Here is a 12,819-nt window from a genome sequence, read left to right as displayed (position 1 = left end):
GGCGGGAGCGGGCGGCACGACGGGCGCCAGCTCCCCCCGTCGCCGCCGACGCCGGAACCGCAGCGTCCCGTCCACCACCCCTGCCCCCTGCGGCCGCTGCGGCGCTGGCGCGTGCCAAGGCCCGGGCAGCGGCGCGCAGACCATGAGCGCTCTGGCGATGCATGGAACGGATGCAGGCGGGCCGTCGGGCGCAGGCGGGTTGGCACGATCGATCACGACCACACCCCCGCCGACTCCCCGAGGTCTGTTCTCCTGAAGCGCCCCTCGTCGTGCCACCCGCGCCAGGAACACCGTCCCATGCCCATCGCCACGAAGTCCCGCAAGCGCGCCGTTCGTCGTTCGCGCCTCGCGCCCGCGCAACGCGAGGAGATGTTCGCGCGGCTCAAGGCCTACAACCCGAAGCCGACGACCGAGCTCGAGTTCTCCACGCCGTACGAGCTGCTGGTGGCGGTGACCCTGTCGGCGCAGTCCACCGATGTCGGCGTCAACAAGGCAACGCGGCGGCTGTTCCCGGTAGCGAACACGCCCGACGCGATCGCGGCCCTCGGCGTGGAGGGCCTGAAGCCCTACATCTCGACCATCGGCCTGTACAACACCAAGGCCGCCAACGTGGTGGCGATGGCGGAACAGCTCCTGCGTGACCATGGCGGCGAGGTACCGCGCCGTCGTGACGCGCTGGAGGCCCTGCCGGGCGTCGGGCGCAAGACCGCCAATGTGGTGCTCAACACCGCCTTCGGGGAGCCGACCATGGCGGTGGACACCCACATCTTCCGCGTGTCCAACCGCACCGGCCTGGCACCCGGCGGGAACGTGCGCGAGGTGGAGGACGGCCTGCTCCGCGCGGTACCGGCGCGGTACCTGCAGGATGCCCACCACTGGCTGATCCTGCACGGCCGATACGTCTGCAAGGCGCGCCGGCCCGATTGCCCGAACTGCGTGATCCGCGACCTGTGCCGGTACACGGACAAGACGCCGGGCGATGTGGAGTCGTTGTAGGAGCGGCTTCCGCCGCGATTGGCGCCACCTACGCCTTTTTTTGCAGGGGCCTTGACGGGTCATCGCGGCTGAAGCCGCTCCTACAGGGGGCGCGCCCTTGGGGGTGGGTGCACAGCTACACGTACCGCCGCTCGCGCAACCACTTGGTGGCGACCCACTTCTCGCCCGAGACCACCGGCGCGCCGCCGTGCAGGGTGCCGGTCATCGGGTGCGGGCGGTCGTAGCTGAAGAACACCGCATTGCCCTTGACCGGGGCGACCTCGAAGCGGGCGTCGGGAAAGGTGGTGGCGCCACCGCAGGCGGGGGTGTTGAGGTACATCACCAGCGAGGCCACGCGTTGCCCGCCGCGGGCCAGCAGGGCCTTGGTCCCCGGTCGCTGCGGGTCGAAGTAGTCATGATGCGGCCGGTATTGCGCACCCGGGCCGTAGCGCAGCACCTGCAGGCCCTCGCCATGGTCGACGGGCCAGTCCAGCAGCGTGGCGATGCGCGCCTCGATGCGCCTGCACAGGGCATCCGCGCCGCGCTCGAAGAACATGCCCTGGCTGGTCCGGCCTTCGTGCACTTCGTCCACGCCACTGTCGAGGTTGAACGTCGCCGATCGCGACAGGCGCTTGCCTGCCACCTCGACCAGCGCATCGCACTCGTCGTCGGAGAGCAGCCCGCCAAACACGATCACGCGAGGATGCAGAAGGCTCGCGAGCACGTGTACACGGCGATCGCCCGCGTCCAGCACCGCACTGCCGTTGCCGACGATCGGCGCAGGCACGCGCACCGGTACCGGCAGGCCCTGGTCCAGCGCGTGCTGCTCGAGGAAACGACGGGTGACGCGTTCGACCGCGTCGATGGCAGCGTCCTCGCTCCAGCCATCTTCCACCAGCGGCGCAAGGACGGCTTCGGGCGGCTCTCCCGCACGCACCCGGTCCACGATCCAGGCGGCCAGCGCCTCGTCGACTTCGGTGTCCTGGCCTGGGGCGACGCCGGCGTGCACGGACGCGACGCTACCCAGGGGATGTGTCAGCCGTGTTGCAGCGACACGGCCATCAACCACGCCCGGCACATGCAACGAGCGCTTTTCGCATCGCGACTCGGAGGCGTCGCAAAAGCGCAAAGGAAGTGTCACGCAACGAATCTATAACGACTCCCCGAAACCTCACTCAGGGAACGAGGCGACCCGACCCCCGCCCTGCGGGGGCCGGATGGCCCCGTTCCGTGTGCGCTCGACCCACCCCTCGATTTGGAGACATGAGAATGTCCGTTCGCAACAATCCCCGGACGCTGCTGATGACCTTCGGCGCTGTCCTCGCACTCAGCGGCTGCGGCAATGGCGCCGACCGTGTCGCTTCCCCGGGTGAAGGGGCATTCCCGCCTCCGCCGCCCGTCGCTCCGCCGCCGCCGCCGACCACCCCGCCGCCTCCGCCGCCGCCGACCGGTGGACCCGCGGCCGACTGCCCGACGGGCTTCGCCAACATCGGCACCGTCGCCAACGGCACCCTGCGTGCCTGCCGCCTGCCGGAGCTGATCGTCGGCAACCTGCTCGTCCCCAACCGCGACGGCACGGTGTACGCGATCTCCGGCCGCGTGGCCGTGGGCGAGGACCAGGGCGGCGACATCGACAACCCGACCGCCGGAACCCGCGACGGCGTGCTGACCATCGAACCGGGCGTGACGCTCTACGGCTCGGCCGGCGCCGACCTGCTGGTGGTCAATCGCGGCTCGCAGATCTATGCCGAGGGCACCGCGCAGGACCCGATCGTGCTCACCGCCCGCCAGAGCGTGGAAGGTGACACCAACGAAGACTCCATCGGCCTGTGGGGTGGCGTGGCCATACTCGGGCGCGCACCGATCAGCGCCTGCCCCGGTACCACCGTGTCCGGCACCCCGGAGTGCCAGGAGCAGGTCGAGGGCACCAACGCGTTCTACGGCGGCAACGCGCCGCGCGACAACAGCGGCGTCATCCGCTACCTGCGCGTGCAGCACTCGGGCTTCGAAGTCACGCCCAACAACGAGCTCAACGGCATCACCCTGGCCGGGGTCGGCGACGGCACCACCTTCGAGTACGTCCAGGTGCACAACAGCTCCGACGACGGCATCGAGTGGTTCGGCGGCACCGTCAACGGCCGTTACCTGGTCCTGACCGGCAACGACGACGACAGCCTGGACACCGACACCGGCTGGGACGGTTCGCTCCAGTTCGGCATCGTGCTGCAGCGCCCGAATGGCGGTGACCGCATGAACGAGTGGAGCAGCATCCGCCGCGAGCCCTACTCCAACCCCAAGGTGGCCAACTTCACCTACGTCGGCCGGGCCGGCGGCGGTGCGGCGGTCACCCTCAACACGGGTACCCAGGCGGAGTTCTACAACACCGTGGTGACGCGTCCTGCCGGCGGCTCGGGCGACGGCGAGGTCTGCCTGCGCATCTCCGACGACAACACCACCGGCACCTTCGGCTCGGTGCACTTCTCGTGCCCGGTCGCGTTCGCCGACCAGCGTGCGGCCGACGCGTTCAACGCCGGCAGCAACAACGTCGCCAACGGCACTTCCACGTTGACCGCCCGCTTCGTCAATGGCGCGCAGGAAAGCGCGGTCCCGGCGTTCCAGGGCCTGCCGACGGTCGATGGGTTCTTCCAGCAGGTGGACTACATCGGCGGCGTCCGCAATGCCGGCGACACCTGGTGGCAGGGCTGGACCTGCGGCCTCGACGCCAACACCCCCTGCTGACGGGGAAACGGAGCGGGCGGTGACCCGCCCGCTCCACCACCCAACGCCCTACCCCGCAGCCAAGGTTCCCAATCCATGAAGCGCACCCAGTCCCGTACCGGCCTGTTCCTCGCGATTTCCGCCCTGCTCGCCTGCAACGGCGCGCTGGCACAGTCGGCCCCGACCGCCGACCCGAACGCCCCACAGGCGGCCATGCCCGCTGACGACACCCCGACCCAGCTCGACGCGGTCGAAGTGCGCAGCGAGTACATCCCCGAACCGATGCTGCAGACCTCCGAGGTCGCCTCGTTCGTAACCCGCGAGGATTTCGAGCGCACCGGCGACAGCGATGCCGCCGCCGCGCTGACCCGCGTCACCGGCCTGAGCCTGGTCCGCGACAAGTTCGTCTTCGTGCGCGGCCTGGGCGAGCGCTACTCGTCGGCCCTGCTCAACGGCTCGCCCCTGCCCTCCCCCGAGCCGCTGCAGCGGGTGGTGCCGCTGGATCTGTTCCCCAGCGAAGTGCTCGACAGCGTCACCGTCCAGAAGACCTATTCGGTGAAGTACCCCGGCGAGTTCGGCGGCGGCGTTATCGACCTGCAATCGCTGGCGGTGCCGGACGAGCCGTTCCTCAAGCTCTCGATCGGGACCGGCGGCAACAGCGTCACCACCGGCGAGAAAGGACTGACCTACTACGGCTCGGACACCGATTACTGGGGCTTTGACGACGGCACCCGCAAGCCACCGCGCGAGCTGCAGGAGGCAGTCGCCACCGGCCAGCGCGTGGACCTTGGAAACTTCAGCCGCGAGGAGCTGGGCCGCATCGGTCGCAGCTTCGGCAATGCCAACCTCAACGTGCTGCAGGAAAAGGACAGCATCAACCCCGATGCCAGTTTCGGCGGCAGTGCCGGCTACGCGGCCGACATGGGCGGCGGCCGGCTTGGCTTCGTCGCCGTGGCCGGCTTCGAGAACGAATGGCGCACCACCTTCGGCAAGGAGCAGGATGGCTTCTTCGTCGGCGACTCGGTCGAGTTCGATCGCGACTTCGACTTCCTGCGCACCCGCAACAATGCCACCGTCAATGTCCTGCTCGGTACCGGCTACGAGACCGATCGCCACCGCGTCGGCCTGGTGACCCTTTACGTGCACGACACCATCAAGGAAGCCAAGAGCCGGGCCGGCATCGACGCCCTGGCCGGCTTCGTCGCACGCGACGACACCACCGAATGGATCGAGCGCGAGCTGGTCAACCACCAGGTCAGCGGCTCGCATGCATTCGGCGAGTACGACGACCTCAAAGTGGAGTGGCGTGGTTCGGTCGCCGAGGCCAACCGCGATGCGCCCTACGAGAAGGGCATCCGCTACGAGCTGGTCGACGGCTACTGGTCGCATGACGGCTCGCGCGTGCAGAACTACACCCGTTTCAGCTTCGTCGAGGATTCGCTGGCCAGCGGCGGCGTCGACGTGACCTGGCGCCTGCCGGTCGAGCGTGAGGTGAGCCTGGCCGGCGGCCTGTCCTACCTTGACAACGACCGCACCGCCGAGGCGCGCGAGTTCCGTTTCCTCGCCCTGGACGGCGCTTTGCCGTTCCTCAACCGCTACCAGCGGGTGGACTACCTGCTGTCGGACTTCAACCTCAGCCAGGGCCTGTTGCGCCTGCGCGAGACCACCGGCAGCTTCGGCGCGGCCGCCTACGACGCCACGCTCAAGGTCAAGGGCGCCTACCTGCAGGCCGAGGGCGAGGTCACCCCCGCGGTGCGCGCCACCGTGGGCGTGCGTTACGAGGACGCCACCCAGGCGATCGAGCCGTACGACATCTTCACCGGACAGCGCCAGGCCGGGGCGGCGCCGCTGGTCAACGACTACCTGCTGCCGGCGGCCACGCTGACCTGGAACCTGGCCGACAACCAGCAGTTGCGGCTGGGCGCCTCCAAGACGATCGCCCGTCCGCAGTTCCGCGAACTGGCGCCGCAGCAGTACCAGGATCCCGACTCGGACCGCCAGTTCTACGGCAACCCCTACCTGGTCGACAGCGAGCTGCTGAACCTGGACGCGCGCTACGAGTGGTTCTTCGGCGCGGGCGAGTACTTCACCGCCGGTGTCTTCTACAAGCACATCGACAACCCGATCGAATCCAACGTCAACTTCGCCGGCGGTACCACGTTCCAGAGCTTCCTCAACGCGCCCGAAGCGACGCTGTTCGGCGCAGAAATCGAGATCAAGAAGTACTTCGACCCGGCGATCGACGCGCGTTGGTGGGGCGACAGCCGCCTGTACGTCGCCAGCAACTACACGTGGTCGGATTCGGAGGTCAATGCGAGCCAGGGCGATACGGTGCGTCCGTACGGATTCCCCGCGCCGGTGGACGCGACCCTGTTCGTGCGCGATGGCAGCACGCTGCAGGGCCAGTCCGACCACATCGCCAACCTGCAGTTGGGCATCGAGGACGAGGCGACCCGCACCCAGGCCACGCTGATCGCCAACTACGTCAGCGAACGCATCTCGGCCCGCGGCCGGCCGGGCCAGCCCGATTACATCGACGCGCCCGGCACCAGCCTGGACTTCGTGCTGCGCAGGGGCTTCACGCTGGGTGGCACCGACATGACGCTGGGCTTCTCGGCCCGCAACCTGCTCGACACCGATTACCACGAGTACCAGGAGCGCGACGGCAACCGGGTCGATGTGCTGCGCTACTCACCGGGCGTGTCGTACAGCGTGAGCCTGTCGGCGTCGTTCTGAGCCCGCCGCGCGGCCGCCCTTCGCAGGGGCGGCCGCGTCGCATGTCCGCCGCATGAAGGTTATGTGGCAGTTGCCGTCAAGCTGTCACATACCTGTCGCACCCTTTCCGCATCCGGGCTGACTGCTTTCGCCTCGCGGAAACCGCCGTGCCGATCCCGTCCCTCTCCATCGCGAATCTGTTGCAGTGGCGGCCCGACGGGCTTGCCTTGCGGCGCGGCGTCGAGCTGGCCCTGGTGCTGCTGCTGGGGGTCCAGGCCGCGCGCATGGCGTGGGTCCTGCTGGCGCCGATCGGCCCGTTCGGCGATGCCCCACCCTTGTCCTCCATCGGGGCGCCCGCCCCTGCGATGGCAACCACCCGCGACCCGTTCTTCCCGTCCACGCAAAGTGTCCCGGCCGCTTCGGGCGAGGCGGGCGACTTCACCGTGTACGGGGTCAACACCGGTGCCGGCTCGGCGATCCTGGCCGGCAAGGACGGCCGCCAGGATTCGTGGCAGGTCGGCCAGGCCATCGCACCCGGCGTGCGCCTGCATGCGGTGGATTCCGATGGCGCGGTGCTCGAGAGCGGTGGACGCCACCGGCGCGTGGCGCTCAAGGCGCGCCAGCAGGCGCACGTACCCGGCGCAACGCCTCCCACGACACTGCCCGCCAGCGCCCCCACCGCCACCGGCCCCACGCCGCAGACCGTCGACCCGGCCGCGCTGTTGCAGCAGGCCGGGCTGCGCCCGCGCATGCGCGAGGGCCGCGTCGACGGCTACACCCTGATCCCGCGCGGCGGCGACACGGTGCTGCGACAGGCGGGTCTGCGCGCGGGCGACGTGCTGGTGGCCGTCAACGGCAACACCCTGACGCCCGAGCGCCTGGGCGAGCTCGAATCGGATCTCGCCGGCCGGGACGCCGTCGAACTCACCGTGCTGCGTGACGGCAGCACCCGGACCCTGACCCTGCGGACGCCCACGCCTTGAAGCCCTCGCTTGCCCGATCAATCCTGGTACCGCTGCTGTGCGTCAGCCTGGCGCTACCGACGCCCGCATGGCCGCAAGCCGGCGGCGGCACGGTCGCCGCCATGGACGTGCGCGACGCCGACATCCGCGCCTTCATCCAGGACGTGGCGCGTGCCACCGGCACCACGTTCATCGTCGACCCGCGCGTGCAGGGCACGGTCAATTTCTCGCGCGACCAGCCGATGACCGAGTCAGAGTTGATCGGGGTGCTGCTGGCCATCCTGCGCGCCAACGGCCTGGTGGCCGTCCCCACCGGGGCCGGTGCCTACCGGGTCGTGCCCGATGACACCGCCGCGCAGCAGCCCGGCTCCGCGGGCGGCTCGGCGATGGGCTTCGCCACGGAGGTGTTCAACCTGGGCCGGGTCGATGCGCGCGTGGCGGCCGAAACCCTCAAGCCACTGGTGGGGCGCGGCGGCGTGGTGGTTCCGCTGCCACAGGGCAACAGCCTGCTGGTGGCCGACTACGCCGACAACCTGCGGCGACTGCGCGGCCTGGTGGCGCAGATCGACAGCGACCGCGCCACCGTGGACACGGTGACCCTGCGCAACAGTTCCGCCGCCGAGATCGCCTCCACCGTCAACCAGCTGTTCGGCATGCAGGGGGCGGACGGCGCCAGCGGTGCGCTCTCGGTGCTGCCGGTGGAGAGCAGCAACTCGATCGTCGTGCGGGGCGAGGCCACGCTGATCCAGCGCGTGGTGCAGATGATCCTGGAGCTGGACCGCCGCGCCGAGCAACAGGGCAACGTTCGCGTGGTCAAGCTGCAGCATGCCGATGCCGGCGAACTGCTGCCGGTGCTGCAGCAGCTGGTAGGACAGGCGCCGGCCGCGATCGAAGGCGCCGCCGCCGATCCCGCCACCCTAGCCGCCGCGGCGGGTGCCACCGCCGGCGTGCAGCAGGCGCAGGTCATCACCCCGCGCCCGGGCAGCGGCCGGCGTCCCACCCTGGTGCGCTATCCGGGATCGAACGCGCTGATCATCAACGCCGACCCGGAAACCCAGCGCACGCTGATGGACGTGATCAGCCAGCTCGACGTTCGCCGCCAGCAGGTGCTGGTGGAGGCGATCGTGGTGGAGATCTCCGACGCCGCCGCGCGCGACCTGGGGGTGCAGATCGCCGCGGCCAACAAGAAGGGCGTGCCGTTCGGCGCCACCCAGTTCCGCAACTCCGGCCCTGGCATCACCGAGCTGGCCGGTGCCGCGCTGCTGGACCGCGACGACGATTCGGAGTTCGCCGAAACCGCCCGCCAGGTCGCCCTGCAGTCCTTGCTGGGGCTGAGCGGCGGCCTGGCCGGCATCGCCGGCTCGGCGGGCGACACGCTGTTCGGGCTGATCATCAACGCGGTGCGCAGCGACACCGGTTCCAACCTGTTGTCCACGCCCTCGATCATGACCCTGGACAACGAGGAGGCGCGCATCCTGGTCGGGCAGGAAGTGCCGATCACCACCGGCGAGGTGCTGGGCGATGGCAACAGCAACCCGTTCCGCACCATCGAGCGCAAGAACGTCGGCATCCAGCTGGAGGTCACGCCGCAGATCAACGCCGGTGGCGGCATCACCCTGCAGCTGCGCCAGGAGGTGTCGTCGGTCGCCGGCTCGGTCAGCAACCGCAGCGACGAGCTGATCTTCAACACCCGCGAAATCGAGACGCGCGTGCTGGTGGACGACGGCGCGATCGTGGTGCTGGGCGGCCTGCTGGACCAGAACGAACGCGCCTCGATCGACAAGGTGCCGCTGCTGGGCGACATCCCGCTGCTGGGCAGCCTGTTCCGCAGTACCTCGCGCACTCGCGGCAAGACCAACCTGATGGTGTTCCTGCGTCCGACCATCATCCGCGACCCGCGCGGGATGCAGGCCGCGACCGCGCCGCGCTATGACTACATGCGCGATGCCCAATTGCAGCTGCCCCGCCGCGACCCCGGCGAGCGCGCGGCACTGGATGCACTGGTGCAGGACTACCTGCGCACGACCCCGCCGGTTACGCCCCCTCCCGCGCCGCCAGCATCGGTTCCGGTTCCCTCGCCAATGACGGTGCCTGCCGCCGGCGATGGCGCAGCCCCCGTGCGCGATACCACCCCCACCCCGTGACAGCGCCGCCGCCCCCGCTGCCCTACGGCTTCGCCAAGCAGCATGGCGTGCTGCTGCTCGAGCTGGCCGGGCACGCGCGCGTGGGCCTGCGCGAAGGTGCCCCGCCGGCGGCGTTGATCGAGGTGCGCCGCGTGCTCGGGCGCCCGCTGCAGGTCGAGTCGATGGCCGGCAGCGTGTTCGACCGGCGGTTGTCGGAGGTCTACGCCGACGCCGACCTGGGCGGCTCCGGCCAGGTCGATGCACTCGATCCCAACGGCAACCTCGACGCACTGGTGGAGGACATCCCCGCCACGGCCGACCTGCTGGAAAGCCAGGACGACGCGCCGGTGATCCGGCTGATCAACGGCCTGATCGCCGAGGGCGTACGGCTGGGCGCGTCGGACGTCCACGTCGAGCCGTTCGAAGCCGCACTGCGCGTGCGCTTCCGGGTCGACGGGGTGATGCGCGAGGCGGTCGCCCTGCCCGCCCGGATCGCCCCGCTGGTGGTGTCGCGCATCAAGGTCATGGCGCGCCTGGACATCGCCGAGAAGCGCATCCCGCAGGATGGCCGGATCTCCCTGTCGATGGGCACCCGTGCGCTGGACGTGCGCGTGTCCACCCTGCCCGCGCGCGGCGGCGAGCGGGTGGTGCTGCGCATCCTCAGCAAGGACACCGGGACCCTGACGCTGGACGAGCTGGGCATGCCCGGCGACGTGCATGACGCGCTGCGCGCCGCGCTGCGCCAGCCCAACGGCATCGTGCTGGTCACCGGACCGACCGGCTCGGGCAAGACCACCACGCTGTATGCGGGGCTGGCCGCGCTCAATGACGGCGCCGGCAACATCCTCACCGTCGAGGACCCGGTCGAGTACGCCATCGACGGCATCGGCCAGACCCAGGTCAATGCCAAGGTCGGCATGACGTTCGCGGCCGGGCTCCGGGCCATCCTGCGCCAGGACCCGGACGTGGTGATGGTGGGCGAGATCCGCGACGCGGAGACGGCGCAGATCGCGGTGCAGGCCAGCCTCACCGGCCACCTGGTGCTGTCCACCGTGCACACCAACGACGCGGTGGGCGCGATCACCCGCCTGCGCGACATGGGCGTGGAACCGTTCCTGCTGGCGTCCACCGTACGGCTGATCCTCGCCCAGCGCCTGCTGCGCAGACTGTGCCGGAACTGCCGCGCGCCGCGCGATGCCGAGCCCGGCGACGCCGCGGTGATGGGCGCGGGTTGGACGGGCATCCTGCACCGTGCGGTCGGCTGTGCACAGTGCAACCACACCGGCTACGCCGGACGGGTCGGGGTGTACGAGGCGGTGACCGTCGATGATCGACTGCGCCGCCTGATCGGGGCCAATGCCGACGAGGAGGCACTGTCGACGGCGGCCTTCGAGCATGCGCCGCGCCTGGACGCGGCCGCGCGCAGCCGCATCGCCCGTGGCGACACCACCGTGGAGGAAGCGCTGCGGGTCACCCGCCAGGCGCATGGCGGCCATGCCGAGGTTTGAATACGCCGCGCTGGACGCCGGCGGGCAGCTCCGCACCGGCTCGGTGGACGCCACCGATCCGCGCGAGGCGCGCCAGCACCTGCGCCAGCGTGCGCTGGTCCCGACCCGGATCGCGCCGGCCGCGGCGGCGCGCGCCGGCCGCGACGGCATCGGCGGGGGATTCGGGGCGCGCGAGCTGGCGTTGTTCACCCGGCAGCTGGCGACCCTGGTGTCCGTGGCCCCGCTGGAAGAGGCCCTGCGCACCATCGGCAGCCAGGCCGACCGGCGCGGCGTGCGCCGCGTGGTGATGGCCACCCATGGCCAGGTCATGGAGGGCCTGCGCCTGTCGGATGCAATGGCCCGACAGGGCAAGGCATTCCCGCCGCTTTACCGCGCGATGGTGGCCGCCGGCGAAGGCTCCAGCGCGCTGCCCGACATCCTGGAGCGCCTGGCCGACCTGCTCGAACGCGAACAGCAGGTGCGCGGCAAGCTGGTGACGGCGCTGGTCTACCCGGCCGCGCTGGCCGCGACGGCAACGGCGGTGGTCATCGCGCTGATGGCCTTCGTGGTGCCCAAGGTGGTCGAGCAGTTCGACTCCATGGGCCGCACCCTGCCGTGGCTGACGCGGGCGGTGATCGCGGTGTCCGATGCAATGGCCGCGTGGGGCATGCCGGCACTGGTGGTGCTGGCGCTTGCGGCGGCGGGCATGGTCCGCGCCTTGCGCCATCCCGGCGTCCGCCTGCGCGTGGACCGGGCGCTGCTGGAGCTGCCGCTGCTGGGCCGGGTCCTGCGCGACGTGCACGCCGCGCGGCTGGCGCGCACGCTGTCGATCATGGTCAACAGCGGCCTGCCGCTGATGGAAGGCCTGGCCATCACCGCGCGCACCGTGCACAACCGGGTGCTGCGCGCCGCCACCGACACCATGGTCGGCTCCATCCGCGAGGGCGGCAGCCTGTCGGCGGCGATGCGCCGCGCCGGCGTGTTCCCCCCGACCCTGCTGTACATGGCCTCCAGCGGTGAGAGCAGCGGCCGGCTGGCGCCAATGCTGGAGCGCGCCGCCGACTACCTGGAACGCGAGTTCAACACCTTCACCTCGGTGGCGATGAGCCTGCTCGAGCCGCTGATCATCGTCGTCATGGGCGTGGTGGTCGCGGTCATCGTGCTGGCGATCCTGCTGCCGATCCTCCAGTTCAATTCCCTGGCCGTCGGCTGATGGAGCTTTCGATGCACCCCTTACCCGCAACACACGTCCCTGCCCCCGATGACCTGCCGCTGCGCAGCGTCGCCCCCGCCCGCGTGGTGTCCACCGGCGCCTGCCGCGCGGCCCCTCCCGCGTGCCACGTCGAGCACGGCGCTCGCCGGGGCGACGACCGCCCAACCACCCATCGGGTCGCAGTCGCGGTCCCCGGCCACGCCCGCCGCACTGCCGATGGCTTCACCCTGGTGGAGCTGATGGTGGTGATCGTGATCATCGGCCTGCTGGCGACGATGGTGATGATCAACGTCATGCCGAGCCAGGACCGCGCGATGGTCGAAAAGGCACGCGCGGACGTGTCGGTGCTCGAGCAGGCGCTGGAAACCTACCGCCTCGACATGCTGGTCTATCCGACCACCGAGCAGGGCCTGGGCGCACTGGTTGAGGCACCCGCCGGGCTGGCCCGCCCCGAGCGCTACCGGCAGGGCGGATACGTGCGGCGCCTGCCGGAGGATCCGTGGGGCAACGCCTACCGCTACGCGCGGCCCGGCCGCCGGGCGGCGTTCAACGTGTATTCGCTGGGAGCCGACGGCGCGGAAGGCGGCGAAGGCGAAAACGCGGACATCGGCAACTGGCACTGACCC

General features: G+C 70.5%; 9 protein-coding genes. 8 read left to right on the top strand and 1 reads right to left on the bottom strand.

Annotated features, from left to right (window positions below):
* The first annotated feature begins 297 nt into the window (after positions 1-297).
* Positions 298-996, top strand: coding sequence for an endonuclease III (gene nth / locus ACJQWL_RS08870; RefSeq protein WP_411300843.1), 699 nt, complete (start codon positions 298-300; stop codon positions 994-996).
* A gap of 115 nt (positions 997-1,111) precedes the next feature.
* Here the strand turns inward: nth and ACJQWL_RS08865 are convergent, their stop codons facing one another.
* Positions 1,112-1,984: a 2OG-Fe(II) oxygenase gene (locus ACJQWL_RS08865; RefSeq protein WP_330969813.1), complete on the bottom strand. Its 873-nt coding sequence runs from the start codon at positions 1,982-1,984 to the stop codon at positions 1,112-1,114.
* A gap of 260 nt (positions 1,985-2,244) precedes the next feature.
* Between ACJQWL_RS08865 and ACJQWL_RS08860 the strand changes: the two genes are divergently transcribed.
* The 7 genes from ACJQWL_RS08860 (at position 2,245) to gspG (ending at position 12,816) form a co-directional block, all read left to right on the top strand.
* Positions 2,245-3,714 carry a beta-helix domain-containing protein gene (locus ACJQWL_RS08860; protein ID WP_330969814.1) on the top strand — a complete coding sequence of 490 codons (1,470 nt, stop codon included), beginning with the start codon at positions 2,245-2,247 and terminating at the stop codon, positions 3,712-3,714.
* A gap of 75 nt (positions 3,715-3,789) precedes the next feature.
* Complete coding sequence (locus ACJQWL_RS08855) at positions 3,790-6,429, top strand: TonB-dependent receptor domain-containing protein (RefSeq protein ID WP_330969815.1); 2,640 nt, start codon at positions 3,790-3,792, stop codon at positions 6,427-6,429.
* A gap of 146 nt (positions 6,430-6,575) precedes the next feature.
* Positions 6,576-7,391: a type II secretion system protein N gene (locus tag ACJQWL_RS08850; RefSeq protein WP_411300842.1), complete on the top strand. Its 816-nt coding sequence runs from the start codon at positions 6,576-6,578 to the stop codon at positions 7,389-7,391.
* The gene (gene gspD, locus ACJQWL_RS08845) at positions 7,388-9,514 is read left to right on the top strand and encodes a type II secretion system secretin GspD (protein ID WP_411300841.1); all 2,127 of its coding nucleotides are present in this window, start codon (positions 7,388-7,390) and stop codon (positions 9,512-9,514) included. Before ACJQWL_RS08850 ends, gspD begins: the two co-directional genes overlap by 4 nt.
* Positions 9,511-11,001, top strand: a complete 1,491-nt coding sequence (gspE, locus tag ACJQWL_RS08840; RefSeq protein ID WP_330969816.1) for a type II secretion system ATPase GspE — start codon at positions 9,511-9,513, stop codon at positions 10,999-11,001. Before gspD ends, gspE begins: the two co-directional genes overlap by 4 nt.
* A complete protein-coding gene (gspF, locus tag ACJQWL_RS08835) occupies positions 10,988-12,193 on the top strand; it encodes a type II secretion system inner membrane protein GspF (RefSeq protein ID WP_411300840.1) in 1,206 nt (401 codons plus the stop codon). The genes gspE and gspF overlap by 14 nt, the downstream gene beginning before the upstream one ends.
* Before the next feature lie 239 nt (positions 12,194-12,432).
* Positions 12,433-12,816, top strand: a complete 384-nt coding sequence (gspG, locus tag ACJQWL_RS08830; RefSeq protein WP_411300850.1) for a type II secretion system major pseudopilin GspG — start codon at positions 12,433-12,435, stop codon at positions 12,814-12,816.
* The last annotated feature ends 3 nt before the right edge of the window (positions 12,817-12,819 follow it).

The organism is Novilysobacter viscosus, assembly GCF_046600715.1.
In the GTDB taxonomy this organism is placed as follows: domain Bacteria; phylum Pseudomonadota; class Gammaproteobacteria; order Xanthomonadales; family Xanthomonadaceae; genus Lysobacter_C; species Lysobacter_C viscosus.
Note: the sequence above shows the minus strand (reverse complement) of the source record. Positions and strands in the feature narration are given on the sequence as shown.

Bases quoted from the DNA above. Each gene is read 5' to 3' on its own strand.
- nth (WP_411300843.1), top strand. From the start codon at position 298: ATGCCCATCGCCACGAAGTCCCGCAAGCGCGCCGTTCGTCGTTCGCGC.
- gspG (WP_411300850.1), top strand. From the start codon at position 12,433: ATGGTGGTGATCGTGATCATCGGCCTGCTGGCGACGATGGTGATGATC.
- ACJQWL_RS08860 (WP_330969814.1), top strand. From the start codon at position 2,245: ATGTCCGTTCGCAACAATCCCCGGACGCTGCTGATGACCTTCGGCGCT.
- gspF (WP_411300840.1), top strand. From the start codon at position 10,988: ATGCCGAGGTTTGAATACGCCGCGCTGGACGCCGGCGGGCAGCTCCGC.
- ACJQWL_RS08855 (WP_330969815.1), top strand. From the start codon at position 3,790: ATGAAGCGCACCCAGTCCCGTACCGGCCTGTTCCTCGCGATTTCCGCC.